The organism is Tolypothrix campylonemoides VB511288_2, from assembly GCF_045999855.1.
GTDB classification, from domain to species: Bacteria; Cyanobacteriota; Cyanobacteriia; order Cyanobacteriales; family Nostocaceae; genus Scytonema; species Scytonema bouteillei_A.
The window spans coordinates 227786-251345 of sequence record NZ_JBFPMW010000004.1 but is presented as its reverse complement, the minus strand read 5'-3'; the positions used below and the strand labels follow the sequence as shown (position 1 = coordinate 251345).

Genomic DNA, 23560 nt, shown 5'->3' with positions numbered 1-23560 from the left:
AAGAACTCATACTTATTCTAACTGTTGTTAACACTTCTGTTGATTATTGGTATTTGAGTTTCAAAGGTTTTAAATTCCGCTCTGTACTCTTTGGTAATGTATACAAGCATGAGTTGCAAGACAAGAGCGTTTTTTTCTGATACGATTGTCTTCTTGATGAAGCTTGTGAAATAATTAGTGATTATTCTAAATATATATTAAAATAATATATACAGTTTCAACGATATTTAATTGTTAATTGGAAAACAAGTATGCTGAAAATAATCAAGAGTAATGCTCGGTATCAAAATCTATTAAAATCTGAAATCAAGTCAATATTTTAACTGTTCTTTAAAAAAAATGAAAATTAATTATTTTAGATATTGCAACCGTCAATATGAATGGAAATTAGAACCAGTATTTTTATCTGATTTAACTCTTTTAGTTGGTGCTTCAGGAGTAGGTAAAACTCAGATCCTAGAAGCTATTATGAATTTACAAAAAATCACTAAAGGAGCTTCGTTAAATGGTATCCAATGGGAGATTGAATTTGTTGCAAAAAATAATAATTACAAATGGAGAGGAGAATTTGAAAAACAAGCAATGTCTTCATTTCTAGAAGAAATTGAAAACCCAGGGAAAAACAGATATAGAGTTTTTGTTGAAGAACTTTATTGTAATGAAAAGCTTCTAGTAAAAAGAAGACTTAACGAAATTATATTCAACCATAACAGATTGCCAAAACTATCCCCTTATCAAAGTATTATAGAAATTTTGAGAGAAGAAGAAGATATTGGACCTGTTAGAGATGGGTTTAGTAAAATTATTTATAATAATCGCTTGACAGAAAGTTCTGAAAATGATTTTGCTTCTTTGTTTATTGCGTCTATTCTAAGTAGAAACTTGTTTTCATTGGAGGAAATACAAAAAAGCGATTTCCCGATTCAAATAAAGTTAGCGTTAGCTTATAAATATGTACCAAATATTTTTAACACAATCAAAGAAAGGTTTATAAATATATTTACATCAGTAGAAGATCTAAAAATAAATTTGATAGAAATTGAGCCTGATAAGGATATATCTGAAAATTGGGTGAAAAATGTGTTGGAAAGAAAAAATCATCAATCTTTTATTTATATAAAGGAAAAAGGAGTAAGTCATTGGATTCATCAAGGGCAAATATCTTCTGGAATGTTAAAAACTTTGTTACATATTAGCGAACTATATTTATCTACTCAAGATACTGTCATTTTGATTGATGAATTTGAAAATAGTTTGGGTATTAATTGTATTGATGTTGTTACCGAACTATTACTAGAAAATAGAAATATGCAGTTTATAATCACCAGCCACCATCCATATATTATTAATAACATTCCAATGGAGTACTGGAAGATAGTAACTCGTCGGGGGGGTGTAGTAACTGCCACTGATGCCAAGGAATTTAATTTAGGAAAATCCAGACATCAAGCTTTTATGCAATTAATTAATCTTGATGTTTATAAGGAAGGTATTACAGTAGGATGAACATCTACTTTCTTGTGGAAGGCAAAAGAACTGAAAGAAAAGTTTATCCTGCTTGGCTTAGTTATATATTGCCAGAACTCAAACAAGTTCAAAGAGGAATACTATTTGGAAGAACTCTTGAAAAGAATTCAGTATAAAAGTGAGGATTTGCCTAGTTTTCAAGAATTTATAAAATTTTGTAATTCAATTAAATTGGAAATATCGAGATAAGTTATAAATTCACCCATTGAGTAGCAGGAAGTCTTATACATATTATAATTGATATCTAAGAAAAAATATTTCAAATAGCACAAACTTTCAGCATATTCTCGTTCCCAGGCAGAGCCTGGGAATGCCTTTTTAGAGGCTTTGCCTCCAGTGGCACTGTCGAGGCAGAGCCTCGAACTATGCATTACCAGGCTGAGCCTGGTAACGAGTAACGAGACTAGTTAACTTTATGGATGGCGCAGGTTCAGCGTTATTATTCTAAATGAAGCGAAATATAAAGAATTTAGCCTTTATTGCTATAATTACCTTTCTAGCTTGTACTCTGGTTGCAAGTCATGGAATTAACCGATATCAGTTGCGTGCAAGCCGTCAGTCTGTAGAAAATTGCGCGAGCGCACCTTCAAGCAATCCCGGAGAGCAAAAGCCATCTTGTACAAATGCGCCTCCACTCAAGATCGTTCCTACCATCGCTCCTCCGCCCACACCCAATCTCAGTTTGCCTGAAAAAGATCGTTTTTTAGCGTTAGTCACATATAAGTTACCTACACTTCCGACACCCAATACTTATGAATACACCTTATTACGTGCTTATGGTGCTGCATTTATAATTCAAGAAGCAGGGATTAAACTACCGCCAAAAGTGGTCTTTACTAGCGAGCAAGAAACAAAACAGTTTCAATCGAGCTTGAACATGAGTAAGGTCAATAACACTAACGACTGTTATTTACAAAAATCAGCTGCAGATGCTTTAAATAGAGCAAAAGCACAAGTGAAGATTCCTTTAAAATCTGGTTACGGCGCGAGTGACTGTACTCGCAGTTTTGCTACCAATCTCAGATTTTGGAATAAATATGCAACTGCTACGACTTTACAACGAGTGCGACAGGGTGAAGAAACAAATATTCTTGGTGTTGTTGCGCCACCGGGAGCGTCACAACATCTTTGGGGACTGGCAATTGACTTAGGTGTTAGTAATGCCTCTCAGGAATATACTTTAAATCAAAATGGCTGGTTTCGGACAGTAGAAAGAGATTCACCTCATTGGACTTATCTTGGTTTACCTCCAGAAAGGCTAGCCGATTTTGGTTTTACGAACAAATTGGTTGGGGGTGTAGCTTATTGGTTAACACCCCTCTAGCCAGATTCAGTTTGTGAGGGGTGTTTTGACTCCAAACTTTGCTGTAGAATCTGATTCTCCATCCACTTTAACTCAGATTGGAGCCAATCAATAATTCTTGGCAAATCTATCAGTAGAGTATTTAAATTAATTTCTTCAATAAATTGCTGAACTGTTGGAACTGGATTTGGATAATTTTGATTGTAAATTTGTACGAGATGAATTAAATTTTGGCAATATTTGCGGGTTAAGGATAGATGTTCGAAAAAATATTGAAAATTATGAATTTTGGGATGCAGGTCTTCTGCTATCAATTGCTCAAAAGTAGATTGCGTTTTTAGTTGTAATAATTCCGATTGAGTGCTTTTTAATTGCTCAATAAGGATCTCTAGTTCTCGTATTTTTTCGCTTTCTCTTGCTTCAGACTCTTGCCGTTCGCGAATTTCTTTTTGCAGCAATGCATTCTGTTTTTTCAATTGTTGTGCAAGCGATCGCAAAGTCAATTGATTGTTCACTCGAACTAAAATTTCTTCAGCTTGAAAAGGCTTGATAATGTAATCTACACCACCCACTTCAAAAGCTTTAACTTTATCAGTCACATTATCAGAAGCACTAATAAATATAACAGGAATGTCCTTTGTTTCCGACATGGATTTTAATTTTTGACAGACATCATAGCCATTCATTTCCGGCATATAGACATCCAGTAAAATCAAATCTGGTTGTGCCAGCTTCACCCCTTGTAAAGCAAATTGACCACTAATTGCTTTCTTCACTTGATACCCTTGAGACTCAAGCATAACAGATAAAACCTGTAAATTATGTGGGGTATCATCAACAATCAGAATAGTGGCTAATTTTTTTGAATTCATACGTATTTGTTGGAATTGGGAATAGGGTAAGGTAGGAGTTAGCTTTGGGGATAAGGAGAATTGGGAATTGTGAACTGGTCTTTATGTAGTGGGAATTGATTGTTCTCCTCTAACCCCCAACACCTCCTAATATCAGGTTCGCCTAAGTAATTACGATAAGAATGACGCGGAGAAGCAAAGACGCGGCGACACGCTTAATTTTGAATCTTAAGCCATTATCCGAACACCATATAACCCTTAACTCCCGAGCCTTTCCCCCTAACCGTCGTTACAATCTTCCCCAACATAAGCTGGAGTGACATTGGCAATTATATCTAAACGAAAGCTTTCCACCAATCTGCTTAAAGTTTGAGCAAGAGACGAATGTTCTGCCGGAATTTCTTTAATCAGATTCAAAACAATAGCATCATCTACTGCCATTGCTGCCCAATGCAGCCTTTTCACCCATTCTATAGGCATGACCTGAAGAGCATCTGGTGCTAAATGCAAAGGCTGTGCTAGTAACTGAGGCGAATCCAGTTGATTCTCTTGTGCATAAACATATTTCACACCTAAATATGTTGCCATCTTTTCAAAAAGTATCTCCTCTCGCAAAGGTTTGGGTATAAAATCATCACAACCTGCTTCTAATACCGCCGATCTTTCCTCAGAAAAAGCATGAGCAGTAAGAGCAATAATGACAGTTGCTTGACCTTTTAATGTGGCTTTAATTCTTTTGGTAGCATCATATCCATCCATCACTGGCATAAGCATATCCATACAAATCAGATGTGGTTTCCATTGTTGCCAGACAGCAACAGCTTCTGCTCCATTCACTGCTGAACGAACTTCAAAACCAACTGACTCTAAAAGCCGCTCAAGTAATAAGCGATTTTCTTCTACATCTTCCACCACTAAAATACGATACTGTGGTTGATTGGGCTGCAAACTTATAACTCGTTTGGGTTTTGATAATTTCAAGTCATCCGTTTTCTTTGGAAAGCTGACTCGAATATCAAACCGAAAAATAGACCCTTCACCTGGAATACTCGTAACTGAAATATCTCCCCCCATCAGACGCACAAATTGCCGACTGATTGGTAAACCCAAACCAGTCCCTTCCATTGATTGACGACCTGTAGATGCTTGAACAAAAGGATCGAATATGGTTTGAAGTTCATCGGTCGCCATTCCATCACCCGTATCACGAATTTCAAAAATGAGGGATTGGTGATTGGCAATTGAGGGAAACATTCCCAGTACTTCCCTCCTGTCCTCCTCGTCTCCCTTGTCCCCCATATCGCCCTTATCCTCAGTCTCTTGTTCCCACTCCCCTGTCCCCAGTTTCACACATAACTTTACATTACCGAATTGCGTAAATTTAATCGCATTTTCCAGCAAATTAATTAAAACTTGACGTAATTTGCCTTCATCAGCAATAACATATCGAGGAACATCTGACACACCTTCAAAGACAAGTTTTAATCCTTTCGCAGAAGCTTTAAGTTGCAGCATTTCTTTGATTGATTCAACGACCCAGTGTAAATCAAATCTGTGTTCGTTGAGAGTAACTTTACCTGCTTCAATTTTGGACATTTCTAAAACATCATTAATGAGTGCTAGCAAATGTTCTCCACTGCGATTAATAATTTCTAAATTTTTGAGCTGATGTGAAGGTAACGTATTTTCCCGAAGCATGATCTGCGTAAAGCCGAGAATAGCATTCAGAGGAGTTCGCAGTTCATGGCTCATTTTTGCTAAGAATTGACTTTTTGCACGGTTGGCAACTTCAGCTTGTTTTGCTGCTGCTTCTAGCGCTGAGTGAGAAAACTCTAACACTGCCAGCATCAGTGTATTTTTGAGTTCCCGTGCAGCATCAATTTCAACTTGTTGCCAGGGTAATGACTTCTCTCGTACAGTTTCTTTCCACAGTTCAAAAGATTTACGCGGTGATAGTTTGACACTTCCATTACTTTCAACGACTACAGGTTTATTGGGATTTCCTCCCCATTGAACTGTGTGAATAACTTCTGGTCTAAACCAGAGTATGTGATAAGAAGTTTGGTAAAGCACAATAGAAATAGCAAGCAGACCGCTCGCAGAGTCTGTAAACTCCTTTGCTAGTGGATAAATCTTAGAGAGATTGTTGGTAATAAAAGTTTCTTCTCCATAAGTCTTTTTAAGCCAAATTAATAAATTTTGTACAACTTCTTTGGGTGGAGTCTGAGCAATTAAAATTAATTCTTGTCCCAAAGAAATAGCGGCTCCTGAAGCTCTAACTAGATCTAATAAATTTTGACTATTCTTTTCTAAAGTTTGACCGATTTGCTGATGATTGCTCGATAATTCTTGTCTTATTGTTTGTTGAAAATTTTGATTCTTTTGATGATATAATTCGTATATGTGATTTTGTTGTTTAACTAAATAAACAGACATTAATTGTCCAATAAATTCACAATATTGACGTGTTTTATAATCAATATATTTGGGTGAGTAGTGATGCCCTACTATCATACCCCAAAGGTGTTTTTCATCGACTAATGAAATGCATATAGAAGCCCTAACACCCATATTTCTACAGTATTCTCTATGTATGGGGGAGACACTTCTTAATAAAGAAAAACTTAAGTCTAGAGGAGCATTTGTCAGAGGATTAAGAGCAGGTATAATTTCAACTGGTTGATAGTCCATATCAACAATCAGCCGCAACCAGTTATCATAATAAAGTTTTCTTGCTTGTTTGGGAACATCTGAAGCCGGATAGTGCAAATCCAAGTAAGGTTCTAGCCCTTCTTGTTTGTCTTCAGCAATCACAACTCCACTTCCATCAGGTTCAAACCGATAAATCATGACTCTGTCATACCCGGTGATTCTCCTGATTTCTTTCACAATAAATTCTGTAGCTTGTTGGAAATCAGTAGCTTTTTTAATTCGTGAAATTGATGCTTTGACTTGATGGTAAAAACTGAGTTCCCCTGTTTCTATAGAAGACAAAGGTGGTTCAAGTTCTAAGATTAAAACACCATCAGTACGTTGAAGCATCCCATCAAACACTAAAAGGTTATTCTCAACCTGAACTGATAATCTTAAAGGATTAAAGACTTCTGCTTCTTCTTGAGCGATGCAAACTTTTAAAATTTCTATCTGAGCAGCAGGAAATAAAACAGATAAATTTTGGTTAATTAACGTTTCAGCAGGAATGTGGAAAAAGTTAGCTATATTATAACTAACCTGTAAAATCTTCAGATCTGGTTCTTGTAAAACAAGCAGAATACCGTGAGGCTGAATGGAGCCAGGAATGTGAATAGCTTCGCGATCGCAGTTTGTTATATCTACTTCTTGTGTATTGGCAAAATTTTTTATATTCATATTCTCATATCTTAAGTTACATTGAAACATCAGGGGTTGGAAATTACAGAGTGAATTCTTCAAAATTAAGATTTTGAAAATATGAGAACCATAAGTCAGCAATGCTAGTGGAATTACTGTGATGTAGAGTATTTATTAATACAATATAATGATATTAATAAATCTTAGTAATCTAGAATTGCAGTCTCTGAGGAGAATTGTCATCTACTTATAGAAGTATATTTTAACGCCATAGCAAGACGGATATAACCTGCTGTTCGTGCCGAACAATAATTACTACAATAGAGAAATAACTAACCTCTGGAGTTCTAGCAGTGGGCTTATTTGATGACCTAAGTAGGTTTCTAGAAAACCGTTTAGAAGAATTCTTGCGTAACAATCCGCATTTGGAGTTAGAAGCGCTACTCGAGCAACTGCGGCAGCAAGAGGAAGATACGTTAAAATTAATTGCAGATTTGCAATTGCAAGAAAAGCGATCGCAAGACGATGTGTTGTCCACTGCTCAAGAAATTCAAAAGTGGCATATTCGGGTAGAAAAGGCAAAAACTGCCAACAGACAAGATTTGATAGCTGCAGCACAACAACGAGAAGCCGCCTTACTGCGTGAGGGAAACCAGCTTTGGGGACAAATGCAAGGGGTAAAGGAACGGATTAACCAAGCCAAGGAACTACTGAGAAAAATTCAGCAGAGAAGACAGGAAGTGCAAGCCAAAGCCAGAGAAGCACAAACAGCACGCGCTCAAAGCCAGCAGAGGTTGGAAACCGCAGGTTGGAATTCTACTAGCAGTTATTCCAGTGGTTATGACGATCTAGAAGAAAAATTCCGCCGTTGGGAAACCCAAGACGAACTCGAACAGATGAAACGGAATATGGGAAAGTAACGAGTATGAAGGGTAAAGGATGAAGACTTTCATCACGCTAAGCGTGTAAGTGTTCATCCGAACATGATATTATTTGCGAGCAAGTCTTTTCTTTTATTGACCAGCTTGAAAAATTTGTTCGGCAGTTAAATTTAACTCGGGAAAAGTTGGAGATACAATTTTATCGCTACCTCGAAACAAAGTCACTTGATATTCCCCATCAATCAATTGATAAAGTGAAAAAGTCGATTGTTTGGGATTCCCAATAAACTTCCTAGCGCCCAATGCTGCATAGTCCACAACCCAATATTCACGAATACCCATTTCCTCATAATCAGCCAGTTTTATATAGTAATCATCACGCCAATTCGTACTAACAACCTCGACCACTAAAGGAATGGATGCACCAAAAATAACAGTAGAAGATTTTTCCCAAAGAGGTTCTGAAGCTAAAGCAGCGTCATTAAGTATTAATATATCTGGAAAATAACCTGATTCCTTGTTAGGTGGTTTGACGATTGCTTGATTGGGGATAAAGTAGGGGAGATTCAATCGGTCAAACTCCACAGATAGCTTTCTAACCAAAAAACCTTTTACTTTTTCATGTTTGCCTGCAGGCTGCGACATTTCAACAATTTCTCCATTATGTAGTTCGTATCGTATTCCTAAGTTTTTTGGATACCAGGCAATAAACTCATCAAAAGTAACTATTTTTGTTAAGGCTTGTGTCATAACGTCTTCATTGTGTGGCGGTTACTGCCGACCCTACAGTACTTTTATCAAGAAAGGCAGAGGGCAGCTTTGCAGGAGGCATTCGAGAATACTGGCTCCGCTCTCTGCGAGTGACCAAAGGGAACAAGGGTTTAAGACCCCGACTGAACTCCGTTCAGTCGCTACCATTTAGGAGGGGTCTGAATCCCCTTCTAAATGCATTGGTGAACCTTCTGCCCTCTGCCTTCGTACTTCTGCCTTCTTCAATAATTATATGTGCCGTATTTCATCCTTGATGCTTTATCCTTTTAAAACCGTTTTTGATACTCAACGACAGCGCGATTGTCATCAGAAAAATTAGTTGTACCACGGAGACGAATTGAGTCGTTCAGTCGGTAGTTGACACCCCACTGTACGGGGTCGCCAGTTGTTAAAATCTTTAGCCCGGAAACAGAGATTCTGCGGGTAATATCGATTCCAGCTTCTGCTGCTAGCTCCAAACTAGAACTGTTACGACCTGCTTCTGGATTATCCGAAAGAATTGTTGGGAATACACGCAGTTCGCTTAACCCCAGTGCGGTTCCCAACTGGTTTAGAGGTCCCTGTAAATTATTCAACACGGCTGAACCTGCTATATTAATCAGCCCTAATGTACTATCACCGCCACGTCCTTGAGTATCGATAAATCCACCACCCAATAGAGCAACGATTTCTGTTTGACTGCGTGCGGGAGAACTTACCAATTCAAGATTTTTATCAAGTTGGCTCGCAGGTCCTTCTACCCTAGCTTCAACACGCACTGTCTCTAAAGACGCTAATCCTGTAATATTTGCTTTATTTAAATCGGTACCTTGAGTCGTATCCAACACTTTGGCAAACAACTGAATATCTAAATCCGGGTCCCTTGGCTGATTCTCTCTAAAGATAGCCTTATGAGAGTAACCACGCACGAGATTAAATCTTGTTGTAAATAAATTGACACTTCCTTCTTTGAGTGTAATTGTTCCTTCCGGAACTGGCTGACTCAACAGACCATTGACATTGAGGCTACCAGTCGCCCGAAAACTAAGAATCGGTTGGCGAGTAATTTTGACATTTTTACCAAGTGTTATCTGTAGATTGTTCAGTCTGGTTTCATTACTTTCAACGGTAGGAGTTGTTTGCTTGTTTTGTTTGAGCCGCATATCGCTGACACTACCGATCCCACTACCCGTCCCAGGAGTTGTTGTACCCTCAGCTGCTTCTGCTAGCAATACCTCACCGTTATCTAATGCCATTTGACCGCTAATGACAGGGCTAAGAGCAGATCCTGCAATCTCTAGCTTACCGTCCACTCCTCCTTGATACAGCCCTTTCAAATTGACTGCTAATTGTTGCAAACTCACAGTCAGAGGGTTTTCCAGTTTTTCTTTGCTGGAAATGGGAATCTGCCCTTTGGCTTCGATCGCACCTTTATTATTGTATTGACCTTGAAGATTCTCCACAATAACGCGGTCAAAATCAAAATTTACCTTTCCGATAACATCTGTAATCTTTCCTGGTAGCGATTGGGATGTAAAAATCCCTTGACTAATTTTCGCAATTCCATTGAGAGTTGGTTTCTGTAAGTTTCCCCGCACTTTTAGGTCAATTTCTCCCTCACCGCTTTCATAGGCAACTTGGTTATTTAACAAGTTTAAGATTGCCAATCCTTCATTTTTTACCTTCACATCTAAACTAATTGTATTGCTATTTGGTGCTGTGGTTGCAAAAGGTAATTTGTAAGGGATGCTACCACTAATATTCACCGGCTCATCACCCGAAACCCCCACAACGCTGCCAAAATCCAAGCGACCGTTGTTATAGCTAAAGCTTGCATTCGCTGAATCAACACCTTTTTGATTGAGAGTTCCTTCTCGGATTTCTAATTCCCCTTTGGCTTGTGGATTGTTAATGCTACCTGCTAAAGCGGCTGTTGCGTTAAGATTACCCGTTAAACCAACTGGTAATTTCACAAAATTATTTAAAACTTGTATCGGGAAATTTGTGACACGCAATTGACCGGACTGTTCTTTTCCACCAATATTGCCTGTAAAAGCAATCAGCCTGTTTTCCGATTCTAGCCGTAAAGGTAGAAGTGTCAAAACTCCATTTTCAAATTTCCCTTGAGCAACGATCTGCTCGGCTTTATAGTAACGATTGGGTTCGTTTCCTCTTCCCCAAGCAAAGTTTTGACCGTTTAAATTAAAGTTTGCATTTAACCCGGTTGCAGTTGCTGTATCTACGCTCACTTCACCGCTAAAAGTTCCACTTAAATCTGCTAAGTCTGGGATAGGAGAAGCATCGCGCCGTTGTTGCTGCTGCTGCGAGAGCAAATAATCAATTTCAGCCAAGCGCTGCATTTGCGTAATTAATGGCTTGTCGGGTAAACCCACTGGCTTGATGCTGGCTAAATCTGCTGCTTTACCATAAGTTGGTTCTGCCATACCGCGTTGGACATCTTGTAATTCGTATAACTGCAGTACAGCCAGAACATCCTGAATTTCACCTTTTGTGACGTTTAGCTTACCTTGTATTTGCGGACCTTTGGCAGTTTGGGCAAAAGTACCTGCTAGAGCATAACGACTTGCACCTTTTGCAAATTCACTGTTTGTAATGGTTGCTTTGCCATTACTGTACCGAAATTGCGTGCTGAGCCGATCGCCTGCAATCCTTCCAAATTGCGGTTTTTCAATGGTAATATTCCCTAAAGTTGCAAATGTCTTTTGATTGAACTCAGCACTTCCCGTTAACAATCCAGCGATCGCACTCGTCCCAAGGCGAGCAGTCGCCGGAGGAGCTATATTTAATATTTGTAGGGGGAAGTTTTCCACCTTCATTGCCAAAACATCCCCTTTTGATTGACCGGAAGCCATAGCATTTTGCCACCGGACATCAAAGGTAGAGACGCTCCATGATGCATCTTTACCTACAGCACCTGCATTTAAAGCAATACGATCTCGTTTTCCTGCTACATTTAAATTAAAACCCTGTCCTCGTACCAGCTGAATATTTCCAGTTAACACAGATTCAAAAGCTATCTGATTGACTGCCAAATCTCGCAACCTCAATTGTCCTTGAATATCTGGAACTGGCAATTGACCTGAAATTCTTCCGCCAAAGTCAGCTTTACCTGCTAAAACTGCAGGATTGGGAAGAGATAAGGGTAACTTTTGCAGATTGACATTTTGGGCTTGGACATTAAGATTTAATCCCGTAATTTCCGGGACTCCGACTCGATTCGTTTTGGCAAAAATGTAACCATTGGCATTTAAATCGGCAGAAGTTGCTCTCTCAACTATGACTTGTTTTCCGTCCCAACCAATAGAAGCTGTCAGTGGTTGCTCGATAACAGAAATTCCTTGAGAAAACCTGACCTCTCCTACAGCACGGACGGATGCTATGTCAAAAGCCCCCACCCGACCTGCTACTTGCATCTTTGCACCAAACCGTCCGCGTAAATCTGGTGAAAACCGAGTTAAGTCTACACCTGATGCATCTACCACAGCTTGATAATTACCATTACCTACGCGGATATTAGAAGCTGCGATCGCACCACCTGCAACATTCAGTTTTGCTTGACCCGTGGCTCGAATGGCTTGCAATTGTGTAGGCTCTAGAGAACCAGCAACATTAAACTGACCCGTTAAGTTTCCGTAAAACTGCTGAGGCACTTGTGCCAATCGCTGCAAGAGTATATTCTGAGCTTGAAGTTGTACTTGATAGCGACCGTTAGCCACTTGAATATTTGAAGCTGTGACTGAGCCTCTACCAAAATTAACTCTTGCTTGACCGATCGCTTGGATAGCTTGCGGGCTAAATGACTCTATCCCACCCGCCACATTAAACAAACCAGTCAGCCTACCTTGAAACTGTGGAGGTAACTGCGGTACCAATCGCTGCAACGCCACATCATTTGCTTGGAGTTGTGCTCTATACCGACCGTTTGCAAGTTGAATATTATTTGCAATAACCGTGCCATCTGCTATCTTAACCCGTGCTTGACCGATCGCTTGAAGTGCTTGTGGTTGGAATGATTCTACAGACCCAGCAACATTAAATTGACCGGTTAATTTTCCACGATACTCCTTAGGGAGTTGTGCGACTTCCTGCAGTGCTATATCATTCGCCTGAAGTTGCATCTGATACACGCCGTTACCCACTTGGATATTGGAAGCCGTAACTGTACCGTTCCCAATCCCTATGCGTCCTTCCCCACTAGCACGGAAAGTTTTGAGGCTAAAATCACTTGTATTACCCGATACTTGTACTTTACCCGCCAACGGTCCGGTTAAAGCTGGGGGTATCTGAGTTTTTAACAAACGTCCCAATCTTATATCACTGGCAACGAGTTGTGCGGAAAAGCTTTGCTCGTTAAATTGGAGGTTGGAAACTGCAACTGTACCGCCAGCAATTTGAACTCTGGCATTTTCCGGACGAATTGTGGCAATCTGAAATGGTGCGGAGGTTCCCGACAGGATGAAACGACCATTAAATCGCGCATCGTTTAGAGAGACGTTTTGGATTTGCGCCGGATTGACAAAGCGTTGGACTTCAATTTGAGATGCGTCAGCAACGGCTTGCCATTGCTGTTCGTTCCAAGTTCCATATGCCCGTACTGTACCACCAGCAACACGAAGCGCAACATTGCGGAATGAAACAGTTTTATTCGGTGCGACGGTAACTTCACCCGTTGCGGGGTAGGTGGCTTGGGGTGCTTGCCATTGCACTGATGTTTGAATTGTCTCAGGAGTTCCTGTTAATTTGCCAACAGCCGCAACTTGACCGATTTGAATCGGGGGTTTTGTGCCGTAGAGTAATGCGATATCATCTCCTGAAATATTTTGTGCCTTAAAATTAAAGTTAAGTTGAGTAAGCTGGGGATTGGCATTGAGTTGAATTTTGCCATTCCCTGTAATGTCACCACCAACTGCAGCTTTCCCTTTAATATTTTTAAAAGTCATAACGGAAGCAACAGGAGAAAACTCAAACTGTGCGCCAACGCTATCAAAATCGACTTTGTCAATTCTGGCAGTTTTGATAGTGGCAACTTTACCCAAAAGGATGGGTTTCTCTGTTGTTCCCAGAACTTGTAAGTCAGCTTTTACTTCCCCAAGGGTAGGGAAGGGAAGTTGGATGTTAAGAGTTTCTCTGGCTAGGGCAATATTAACAGCATTGACACGTGCTGCTAACTGAAAGCCTGTTTCGGTATCAAGAAAACCACTAGCAATGAGGGGAATTTTGCCATAGTGAGTTCTCACATTATCTAAGTGAATTCGGCTACCATCAAATCGCAAGTTACCTTGAGAATTGATAAACGGTTGTGGCATCTTGGGAACCTGAAGCGTCACTCCTTGCGCGGTAGCCGTTCCATAAATCCAAGGGCTTTTTGGTTTTTCAGATTGTTGCTTGAGTAGCAGCTTGGGGATCTTTAAATCGGCTTGAACTCGACCGTTGAGTAAAAAGATGGGCAATTTAATCAAACGAGTGACTTCTGTGGCGTTTAAGTCCCCTTTCAAATGTAAGTTAGTTTCAAACGCCAATGTCTTCGGGTGAGTTTCTCCCTGAATGGATATGTTACCACCGGTCTTTGGCACACCATTGATATCATATTTTATCAGTTCGTTATTTTCTAAAAACTGAGCAGTTCCATTGAGTTGGGAAAATTCTACTGGCGATTGGGTATTGGTAACTGGGGTTTGGGGGGATGAAGGGGAGGGGGGAGAGGGAGATGAAAAGGTGGGAGTGTTGGAAATTGTTTCTGGGGGAGAGATTTGTGACAGATTCCCACCCCTCATAGGTGCTAGGACTAACCGAGCATTGCGAACCCGCAGTTTATCTAAATCGGTTTTAATTGGTCCTTCTTTACCTGGAGGTGCAATGGTGGCAGTAATCCAGTTCCCTTGTTCATCTTGTTCTATATAGATATCGGGATTGACTAGGGTAACATCTAGCTTGAGATGTCGGTTCAACAGTAACCCTAATGGGTCAAAACTGACTTCGACTGCTTCCACAGTCGCTTTGTCTCGATCTGTCGGTGTTGCAGGTAGTGCTGAAGCACCAAACTTTACTCCAGTGAGAGAAAATTCTTTGACATCTCCCAACTCTACGGGGCGGTTGAGCGTGGTCGTGAGGCTTGTTTCCGCCAGTGGTACTAGCTCTGTACGTATAAAATTCCACAATCGCCATGCGCCGCCTGCAAGTCCAATCAGCAGAAATCCACCCAAGGCAATGCCACCTCTACTCAAAACGAGCAACCAAGTAGCTTTTTTGACAGAGTTGTTAGAACGGGTGGGTTTTGAGGGATGTTCTGGATTACAAGCGTTCGTCATGTCGTTTCACTGTTGACTTACCGAATGTATCTGCTACAGCCAAAAATGACAATCAACTGGCAGAATCATGGCTATGCCTACTCAAGGATAACCGGCGATACCAAATACGGAACTAGCAATCCTACTTAACAATAAACAATAAAGTGATAACTTAACCGGAGTCTTCACTTTTTCTAGGTACGAACAGCAACGTTCTTGTTAAGTTCTTGCCAAATTGGTAATTGCTAAGGGGCTCTCAATTCCGTTATCAGGATTAACCATTTTCATTCGACTTTCATCCACTTGAGAGAAAATCCGTAGGAAAGCGACAATTTTTTGAATAACTAATTAGCAAATATGCATATTTTTGCAAGATGTGACAAATACCTGCACATTATCAGTTCTTAATGTCTCTAGGGTCAAGTTAGATGCAAGCACTATCAACAGGGAGGTCGTTGAGATAGGGTTAATTCATTTTGTCCTTGTTTAAGTATTATGGAATTCAAGATACAAAACTAAAAGACTACATCCATGCGTGTTTTTGTACTACTGTTTAACGCCAGAACAGAAAATGAGGGAATTCATACGATTCAAGTGGGCGATCGCAATAAAGTTCTGATGTTTGAGTCGGAAGACGATGCCACACGCTTTGCCCTTATGTTGGAAGCTCAAGATTTTCTCTCACCTACGGTAGAGGCAATTGATTCAGAGGAAGTGGAAGAATTTTGTGCTAGCGCAGACTATGATTGGGAAATCATCCCAAGTGACGGCAGTATTTTGATCGTTCCGCCTGAGGTGAATGTTGATGAAACCGATTGGGACCCAAACTCAAAAGAAGATGCGGGGGAGGGAACTTTAGATCGCACTCAAGAGTCGAAGGACGATTCAGAGTTATCTCAGTCAGAGCTAGAGAGTATTCGTCGCAAACTAGAAGGATTATTGTAGTTAATGGCAAATTTGCAGGAGCGCGGACATCTTTTAACTGAGCAAATCAATCCAGATAGTCTTAACTTAGACCAGCTCGGTACTTTGGAATTCGTAGAATTGTTTAATCGTGAAGATGCAAAGGCAGTAGCTGCAGTAGCTGCAGCTAAAAACCAGTTGGCAGAAGCGATTGAACTTTGTGCAGAACGAATGCGTCACGGAGGACGCCTGTTTTACATTGGTGCGGGAACAAGTGGTAGATTGGGGGTATTGGATGCCGCAGAATGTCCACCGACGTTTTGTACCTCCCCGGAAATGGTACAAGGTATTATTGCAGGGGGTGCAGGCGCACTCCTTCGCAGTTCCGAAGATTTAGAGGATCGCGTCCAAGATGGAGAAACTGCGATCGCTCAGCGTCAGATTACGCAACTTGATATTGTGGTTGGTATTACAGCAGGCGGAACCACACCGTTTGTTCATGGTGCATTAAGTGCAGCCCGACAGCGGGGGGCTAAGACTATATTTATAGCCTGTGTTCCGGCTGAGCAAGTTACTAGTGACGCTGATATCGATATTCGCCTTTTGACCGGACCGGAGGTTCTCGCGGGTTCAACTCGTTTAAAAGCGGGGACGGCGACAAAGCTGGCTTTAAATATCCTTTCTACAGGGATTATGGTCAAGTTGGGCAAAGTTTATGGCAATCGCATGGTCGATGTGGCGGTGACAAATCAAAAGTTACGCGATCGCGCTTTGCGAATATTACAAGACTTAACAGGCTTAAGTCGAGATGCAGCTGGTTTTTTGTTAGAACGGAGTGGTAAATGGGTCAAGTTAGCACTTTTGATGCATTGGACTGGATTGGAACAAGAGGAAGGTTTAAAGCTTTTATCAGAACACCAGGGTAATCTCAGAGCAGCAGTTGCAAGTTATAAAAGTCAGTAAAGGGATATGACTCAACATTCTTACTTCCTTTCTGCGCTCAAATGACAGATTCTTGTACGGTAATGCTGCAAGCGCAGAAGGGTCAAGTGGGAGTACCAAGTTGTTGAGATCGAGAGAATATCCCCTACATCAGCAGAATTTTCTCTACGTAAAACTTGGCGAGAACAGGACTATTCTAGGCCACAGTGCAAAGAAATTTTGGTACGCGCTCGGTATCGTCCGAAAGGATTTTGGCAAAATACGTAGAGTAAATATGTTTCTGAACAAACACAAGAGCGATCTCTTGACGTACTTGAACAAGCATTTCAACAGAAAAAGCTCATAAGGTTTGGTAATCTATTTGTCCAAATCGGGTTATGTTTTATAACTTTAGTACTTAAGTACACATAAAGTTTTTAACTCTGACTTTTAAACTTTCGATCGCTAATATCAATAGCGCTCAATCACAGTCGGTTTCAGTATATATAGCTAACATGATGTTAATTATTTTACATAATATTTTAACAAAAGTTAAAGGAAGTACATAAAATTATACTTAATTTAAGGAAACATACAGATGTCAAATAGCAATTGAATTGGTTAAGCTCAATATCTGTTAGTTTATATCTTATACCATTATCTTTTGGTAAAAAACACAGGTTGCAAAGTCGGTTATTGCGTATGTTTGCCAGTATCGACCCGATCCTTTTGAGAAGCAGCAAGATGTAAATTAGCAAAAAAACATACTTAGGATACTGAGAAAGAAGAAATTCAAGAGGTCAAGTCAGTGTTTTCTGATAATTTCTTATGTAATAACGCTAAGAAATCAGGTTAAAACTTTATAAGAAAAATTCATCTTTTTACTATAAAAATGTGATGTTTTATCAATTGAATATTGCAACGAATATCTTATCTTCACAAAGATAATTATAATTTTCATAAATTAAAGAATTGGAAGCCAATTAATGCCAAACTTGCCGATTGTACGTTTGGCTTAAGAGGTTTAGAAATCAGAATTTATACTGATTTAATATAGTTTTCTAATATGTATGATAATTTATTAAGGCTGATTATATTTTACTTTTGGGCTATAGCAATTTTATCTGTCTAAGAGACCTCCAAATTTAAAAAATCCAAGTTGTTCTTATGAATGAAGAGCGGCGCTTTGCGGTGAGTTGAGCCTTAATACTGCTTTGATAACCCGGAACAGAAACCTGGTTTCTCAAGAGCGCAAATAATTTTTAACCGAGCAGTCTTGAGTCTATTTCTTTCAGCAGTGCGATCGGCTTAACTTTCAGAAAAATCTAACATTTAAAATGGTATAACAACTTTTACAGTTACAGTACAGGGAGAAAGCATGAACCATTTAAAAGAGATTGTACCCAGCAATCTATTTGATGCATTTATCACGTGTTCTCAATTACAGTACAGCGGTAAATTGGACATAAAAAACGCTCGGGGAAAAGCATGGACCTTTTACTACCGTCTGGGGCGGATCGTCTGGGCGACAGGTGGGACTCATCCTTGGCGACGCTGGCGCAGACATATGGTTCAGCACTGTCCTGAGATGGATCTTGAAAAGATGCGGTTTCGCATAGAAGATACATTACTTGAATATTGGGATTATCGTATCTTAGGAATTTTACATCAAAGACAAAAACTAAAACGAGAACAAATCAAAATGATTGTGGATAACACAATCTTTGAACTATTATTTGATGTAGTACAGCAAGCCAATCTTGATACCGTACATTTTAATGATGGCAATACCGAACTTCGCGCAGAACGCAATCAAGAAGTTGTTTTAGAAGCTCCTGTTAGTTTCACAAGTGCCGATCTATCTTTAAAGCAAGTAGAAGATTCGTGGAAACTGTGGTTAGAATCTAGTTTAGGAAACATTTTTCCGGATTCAGCACCCGTACTGCGTAAACCAGATCGACTCGAACAACAAGTCAATTCATCTGTTTACAAAAATTTTGTGACTCTGCTCAACGGTAAATACACCCTGCGGGATTTAGCTGTCAAAATGAATCACAATCCTTTGTCAGTTATCCGTTCTTTGCTTCCTTACGTTCAAAAAGGAATTATTGAATTGGTTGACGTTCCCGATTTACCTTTGATCGCAGAAACTCAAAATAACTCTACCTCTAGTAAAGCTGTAGACGCAACAACTCCATTGGTAGTTTGTGTAGATGATAGTCTCCAAGTTTGCCAAATGTTGGAGAAAATTGTAACTTCTAATGGACTGAGGTTTATTAAGGTTCAAGATTCAGTACAGGCATTGCCAACCATAATTCAGCATAAGCCAGACTTAATTTTTTTGGATCTCATTATGCCAGTTGTTAACGGTTATGAGTTGTGTTCTCAACTGCGACGAATTTCTGCTTTTGCTGATACCCCTGTTATTATCATAACAGGTAATGATGGGCTGATGGATAGGGTTCGGGCTAAGGTAGTTCATTCGACAGAATTTATCACTAAACCAATAGCTGCTGATAAAGTTACAGTGATTTTGCGTAAGTATTTAAAAGCTCCGAAGTCATCAGATAAACATATTTCTAGCTCACAAGCATTACCCTTGACTGGTTCATGATTTTTGCTGCTTAATTGTAAAAATTCATAACAAACACTGTTTGTCAAAACTCATGAGAGCAGATTTTAAAACTTTCTCTAGAACATAGTTCTTTACTATTCAAATGAAGTTTTTTTACAGACTAAAACTAAAAAACCACTTGAGTGGTTTTTTTTGTTAGCTGCTAAATAACTGTGATAGGAATGATGCCTATTTTCTCAAATCATTCATGAGGAAAGATTTCCTGTTTTGTGCATGTTCAAAATCAACAATTAATTCTATATCACTACTTATAAAGAATCCATGTAAAGTTATGTAATAGTGCGTAATTATACTGAAGTAAGTTGAGAAAAGATCAATCACTATAGAAGAAAGCTAAAAATATTTTTGACTCATTCAATGAATTGAGTATTATTCAATTCAACTCTGTCTTGTTTCTAATTTAATTTAAGTAGTAATTCTTATGACTACAGTTTTAGTTGTTGAAGATGCCTTAACTGATATGCAAGTTCTTACAAGTTACTTACAGTCTGCAGGTTACTCTGTAGTAAGTGCCACCAATAGTGAGGAACTTCAGGAAAAACTAGAGAAAAACAAACCTGATGTTATCTTTTTGGATGTCATTTTGCCTGGTAAAAGTGGTTTTGAAATTTGTAGGGAATTGAAAAATAATCCAAGTACTAGTAAAATTCCGGTTGTCATTTGTTCGACTAAAAATACGGACGTTGATAAAATGTGGGGTTCTATGCTGGGGGCTGATGGTTACATCTCTAAACCCGTAAATCAAGAAGACTTGTTAAAGACTTTAAGGCATTTAAAATAAAAAAACAACGCTCGTTGAGTGTTATGAAAATAGTAAATAAAAATGAGGTAAATGCTTTGGAAACACGGCAAAAATTTTTAAGTTTTTATTTAGGTTTAAAAGATACAGCTGTTATTTCTTTAGAACATATTATAGAAGTCTTTCAAATTTCATTAATGGAAATATGTGCTGTTCCTCAGATGCCCAGTTGTGTTCTGGGAACGTATAACTGGCGAGGCGAGATGCTTTGGGTAGTGGATCTCGAAGAAATGTTGGGCTATGCACCACTTTCTGATGAAACGAATTTATTTTCAAAACTCATGGCAATTGTTCTGCATAGTGAAGGAAAATCTCTTGGGCTTTTGGTACGACAACTTATGGACATTGAGTTATTAGATACCACCCAGGTAAAATATCCAGAATCTCAATTATTTTCATCAGAGATTTCACAATTTTTACAAGGCTATTTTATAAATGATTCAGAAGATATGGCGATTTCTTTAGATGCATCTGCTATCGTACATTCTCCTAGTTGGAAAATCTACAATTGAATCAGATTAAAAGAAATATCTGGCTAATAGCGAAGAATTCTATAAATAGCTAAAGCCGTATCGCGATCGAGACATGAAATTTGAGGTTTAAATTATGACAGCTGTATATCAAGTCAATCAGGGTTCGGAACACTTAGAATATGCAAATAGTTCGTCTGGCGAAATATTAATTTTAAATGCAGTTTCTGAAAACTTAAAAATTTGGCGAAGACAAGTACAAGACATCATACTGAAAATGCGCCAAGCATCAGATTTTGATGCCTTAGTGAAAGTCATGGTGAAAGAAATAAGGGAGAAAACATCTAGCGATCGCGTTTTAATTTATCGCTTTCATTCTCCCGAGTCTGGTGTTGTCATAGAAGAAACAAGAGTTACTAGTTGGACACCAACTTTAGCAGAGAATCTCCCACCTATCGTTTTTGGCGTAAATCGAAGTGAAGATTCTGGGGAACCTGTTACTATAGATGATATTAACCAGGTCGATCTCACCCCTTATCAAAAACAATTACTTGAGAAATTCCAAATAAAATCCAGTTTAAGCGTACCTATTATCGTAGAAGAGAAAACTTGGGGTTTGCTAGTAGCTAACTTTTGTGCAACACCTCATGAATGGCAAGAGGTAGAAATTGGTCTATTAGTTCAAATTGCCACAGAATTTACTTATAGATTACAGCAGATTCAAGCTCAAAAACAACAACAAGAACAAACACAAGCTAGAAAATCTGTTGCCAAAGTTATCGACAAAGTTTTACGGATATCAGATATTGATAAAGTTTTCCAAGCGACAACTCAAGAAGTGCGTCATTTATTGCGATGCGATCGCGTTGGAGTTTATCGGTTCAATCCTGACTGGAGTGGTGAATTTGTAGCAGAGTCAGTGGGAAGTGGTTGGGTAAAACTTGTAGGACCGGATATCAAAACAGTGTGGGAAGATACCCACCTGCAAGAGACACAGGGCGGTCGCTATGCTAAAGGCGAAAGCTTCGTCGTGAATGACATATATAAAGCAGGGCATTTTCCCTGCCATGTTGAGATTTTAGAACAATTTGAAGTCAAAGCTTATATTATTGTTCCTGTGTTCTCTGGAGCAAAATTGTGGGGATTGCTAGGTGCTTATCAAAATTCTGCCACTCGTGAATGGGAAGCTTGGGAAGCGAGTTTTTTAACTCAGATAGGGATGCAGTTTGGTGTAGCGGTCGCACAAGCAGAGTATCTCGAACAAGTGCGGGTGAAATCAGAAAAGCTTTCTCAGATAGCTGAACAAGAAAAAGCTTTAACTAAAGTCGTCAACCGCATCCGACAATCTTCAAACGTAGATGTGATTTTTAAGACAGCAACTCAAGAAGTGCGGCAATTGCTGCGATGCGATCGCGTAGGAATTTATCGTTTTAACCCTGATTGGAGTGGCGAGTTCATTACAGAGTCTGTAGCGAGTGGTTGGGTAAGACTCGTAGGACCGGATATTAAAACTGTCTGGGAAGATACTCACATACAAGATACAAAAGGGGGTCGATATGCTAGAGGAGAAAGCTTTGCTGTTAATGATATTTACAAAGCAGGTCATGCTCCCTGCCATATTGAAGTTCTAGAACAGTTTGAAGTCAAAGCTTATGTGATTGTCCCTGTCTTTTTTGGTTCTAAATTGTGGGGTTTACTAGGAGCTTACCAAAATTCAGAGACTCGTAATTGGGAAGAATCAGAAGTCAGTTTGTTAGCCCGTATTGGTGACCAATTAGGTTTGGCTCTTCAACAAGCAGAATATCTGCAACAATTGCAAACGCAGTCAATACAACTAGCAGAAGCCGCAGAACGAGAAAAAGCAGCTAAAGAATCCATACAACAAGGAGCTATCCAACTTCTTACAGCAGTTAGACCCGCTCTGAATGGTGACTTAACAGTACGCGCACCTATTACAGAAGATATCCTCGGTACAATAGCCGATGCTTACAATGGTACACTGCAAGCCCTCAGACAGATTGTCATTCATTTGCAAAATGCTGCTCAACAAGTAGTACAAACTTCCAGTAGTAGCAATCTTGCACTCGGAGGATTAACAAATTTGGCACAGAGACAATCAGAAGAAATTACAGTCGCTTTAAACGAGTTACAACAGATGTTGAACTCTACTCAAGCAGTTGCAGGAAGTGCTGAATTGGTGAATGTTGCAGTACAAAGAGCAAATCAGACAGTAGAGTCAGGCGATCGCGCAATGAACTTGACTGTAGAGGCTATTCAAGCCATTCGAGAAACTGTTGCTCAAACCAGTAAAAAGATTAAACGTTTAAGTGAATCCTCACAAAAAATCTCCAAAGTCGTAAATTTGATTAGTAATTTTGCGACTCAAACGAACGTCCTAGCATTAAATGCTGCTATAGAAGCAACTCGTGCGGGTGAATACGGGAAAGGTTTTGCAGTCGTAGCAGATGAAGTCCGTTCGCTATCACGCCAGTCTGCAGCAGCCACTATAGAAATTGAGAAATTAGTCCAAGAAATTCAACAAGAAACGGGTGAAGTTGCAGTTGCAATGGAAACAGGTATTCAACAAGTTTTAGAAGGTACAGGTTTGGTCAATGAAACCAGACAAAATCTCAATGCTATTGTTGCTGCTACTACAGAAATTAGCCTACTTCTAAAACAAATTACAGAAGCAACACAAACACAAATAACCCAATCTGTCTCCGTTACAACATCCATAAAAGATGTTGCTGACATTTCTCACAGAACTTTTGCTGAATCTAATGAAATAGCTGCAGTTTTCCAACAGCTATCACAGATGGCGCAAGAGTTATTAACGACTGCAAGTAAATTCAAAGTCAATTAAATTTAACATTGTAACCGCA

At 39.4% G+C, this 23560-nt stretch carries 13 protein-coding genes; 9 read left to right on the top strand and 4 right to left on the bottom strand.

Features of this window, described 5'->3' with window-relative positions:
- Positions 1–339: 339 nt before the first annotated feature.
- Positions 340–1506, top strand: coding sequence for an ATP-binding protein (locus AB0756_RS13825; RefSeq protein ID WP_038076606.1), 1167 nt, complete (start codon positions 340–342; stop codon positions 1504–1506).
- 469 nt (positions 1507–1975) lie between these two features.
- Entirely contained in the window at positions 1976–2851 is an 876-nt protein-coding gene (locus AB0756_RS13820; protein ID WP_038076600.1) for a D-alanyl-D-alanine carboxypeptidase family protein, read from the top strand.
- Here the strand turns inward: AB0756_RS13820 and AB0756_RS13815 are convergent.
- A complete protein-coding gene (locus tag AB0756_RS13815; protein WP_050046234.1) occupies positions 2848–3702 on the bottom strand; it encodes a response regulator in 855 nt (284 codons plus the stop codon). The two genes, AB0756_RS13820 and AB0756_RS13815, sit on opposite strands and share 4 nt — an antisense overlap.
- Positions 3703–3960: 258 nt before the next feature.
- Positions 3961–7050, bottom strand: a complete 3090-nt coding sequence (locus AB0756_RS13810) for a response regulator (protein WP_038076599.1) — start codon at positions 7048–7050, stop codon at positions 3961–3963.
- Between the two features lie 314 nt (positions 7051–7364).
- Between AB0756_RS13810 and AB0756_RS13805 the strand changes: the two genes are divergently transcribed.
- The gene (locus AB0756_RS13805) at positions 7365–7931 is read left to right on the top strand and encodes a TIGR04376 family protein (RefSeq protein WP_038076598.1); all 567 of its coding nucleotides are present in this window, start codon (positions 7365–7367) and stop codon (positions 7929–7931) included.
- Between the two features lie 93 nt (positions 7932–8024).
- Here AB0756_RS13805 and AB0756_RS13800 read toward each other — a convergent pair whose 3' ends face one another.
- Complete coding sequence (locus AB0756_RS13800) at positions 8025–8642, bottom strand: Uma2 family endonuclease (RefSeq protein WP_038076596.1); 618 nt, start codon at positions 8640–8642, stop codon at positions 8025–8027.
- A gap of 287 nt (positions 8643–8929) precedes the next feature.
- Positions 8930–14971, bottom strand: a complete 6042-nt coding sequence (locus AB0756_RS13795; RefSeq protein ID WP_038076589.1) for a translocation/assembly module TamB — start codon at positions 14969–14971, stop codon at positions 8930–8932.
- Between the two features lie 510 nt (positions 14972–15481).
- On the opposite strand from AB0756_RS13795, the gene AB0756_RS13790 reads away from it, so the two are divergent.
- From AB0756_RS13790 to AB0756_RS13765, 6 genes are all read left to right on the top strand, one after another.
- A complete protein-coding gene (locus tag AB0756_RS13790; protein ID WP_038076586.1) occupies positions 15482–15895 on the top strand; it encodes a DUF3110 domain-containing protein in 414 nt (137 codons plus the stop codon).
- Between the two features lie 3 nt (positions 15896–15898).
- The gene (gene murQ, locus AB0756_RS13785) at positions 15899–16816 is read left to right on the top strand and encodes an N-acetylmuramic acid 6-phosphate etherase (RefSeq protein ID WP_038076582.1); all 918 of its coding nucleotides are present in this window, start codon (positions 15899–15901) and stop codon (positions 16814–16816) included.
- Positions 16817–18152: 1336 nt separating this feature from the next.
- Positions 18153–19388 (top strand): response regulator, encoded by a 1236-nt coding sequence (locus tag AB0756_RS13780; protein WP_038076580.1) that lies wholly within the window; start codon positions 18153–18155, stop codon positions 19386–19388.
- A 442-nt stretch (positions 19389–19830) separates the two neighbouring features.
- On the top strand, positions 19831–20190 hold the full coding sequence (locus tag AB0756_RS13775) for a response regulator transcription factor (protein WP_038076578.1): 360 nt from the start codon (positions 19831–19833) through the stop codon (positions 20188–20190).
- Between the two features lie 23 nt (positions 20191–20213).
- Positions 20214–20720, top strand: coding sequence for a chemotaxis protein CheW (locus AB0756_RS13770; RefSeq protein ID WP_237265860.1), 507 nt, complete (start codon positions 20214–20216; stop codon positions 20718–20720).
- Between the two features lie 94 nt (positions 20721–20814).
- Positions 20815–23541, top strand: coding sequence for a GAF domain-containing protein (locus AB0756_RS13765; protein WP_038076572.1), 2727 nt, complete (start codon positions 20815–20817; stop codon positions 23539–23541).
- Positions 23542–23560: the final 19 nt, after the last annotated feature.

Coding starts and splice junctions, on each gene's coding strand:
- AB0756_RS13825 (WP_038076606.1), top strand. CDS start 340: ATGAAAATTAATTATTTTAGATATTGCAACCGTCAATATGAATGGAAA.
- AB0756_RS13820 (WP_038076600.1), top strand. CDS start 1,976: ATGAAGCGAAATATAAAGAATTTAGCCTTTATTGCTATAATTACCTTT.
- AB0756_RS13815 (WP_050046234.1), bottom strand. CDS start 3,702: ATGAATTCAAAAAAATTAGCCACTATTCTGATTGTTGATGATACCCCA.
- AB0756_RS13810 (WP_038076599.1), bottom strand. CDS start 7,050: ATGAATATAAAAAATTTTGCCAATACACAAGAAGTAGATATAACAAAC.
- AB0756_RS13800 (WP_038076596.1), bottom strand. CDS start 8,642: ATGACACAAGCCTTAACAAAAATAGTTACTTTTGATGAGTTTATTGCC.
- AB0756_RS13795 (WP_038076589.1), bottom strand. CDS start 14,971: ATGACGAACGCTTGTAATCCAGAACATCCCTCAAAACCCACCCGTTCT.
- AB0756_RS13790 (WP_038076586.1), top strand. CDS start 15,482: ATGCGTGTTTTTGTACTACTGTTTAACGCCAGAACAGAAAATGAGGGA.
- murQ (WP_038076582.1), top strand. CDS start 15,899: ATGGCAAATTTGCAGGAGCGCGGACATCTTTTAACTGAGCAAATCAAT.
- AB0756_RS13780 (WP_038076580.1), top strand. CDS start 18,153: ATGAACCATTTAAAAGAGATTGTACCCAGCAATCTATTTGATGCATTT.
- AB0756_RS13775 (WP_038076578.1), top strand. CDS start 19,831: ATGACTACAGTTTTAGTTGTTGAAGATGCCTTAACTGATATGCAAGTT.
- AB0756_RS13770 (WP_237265860.1), top strand. CDS start 20,214: ATGAAAATAGTAAATAAAAATGAGGTAAATGCTTTGGAAACACGGCAA.
- AB0756_RS13765 (WP_038076572.1), top strand. CDS start 20,815: ATGACAGCTGTATATCAAGTCAATCAGGGTTCGGAACACTTAGAATAT.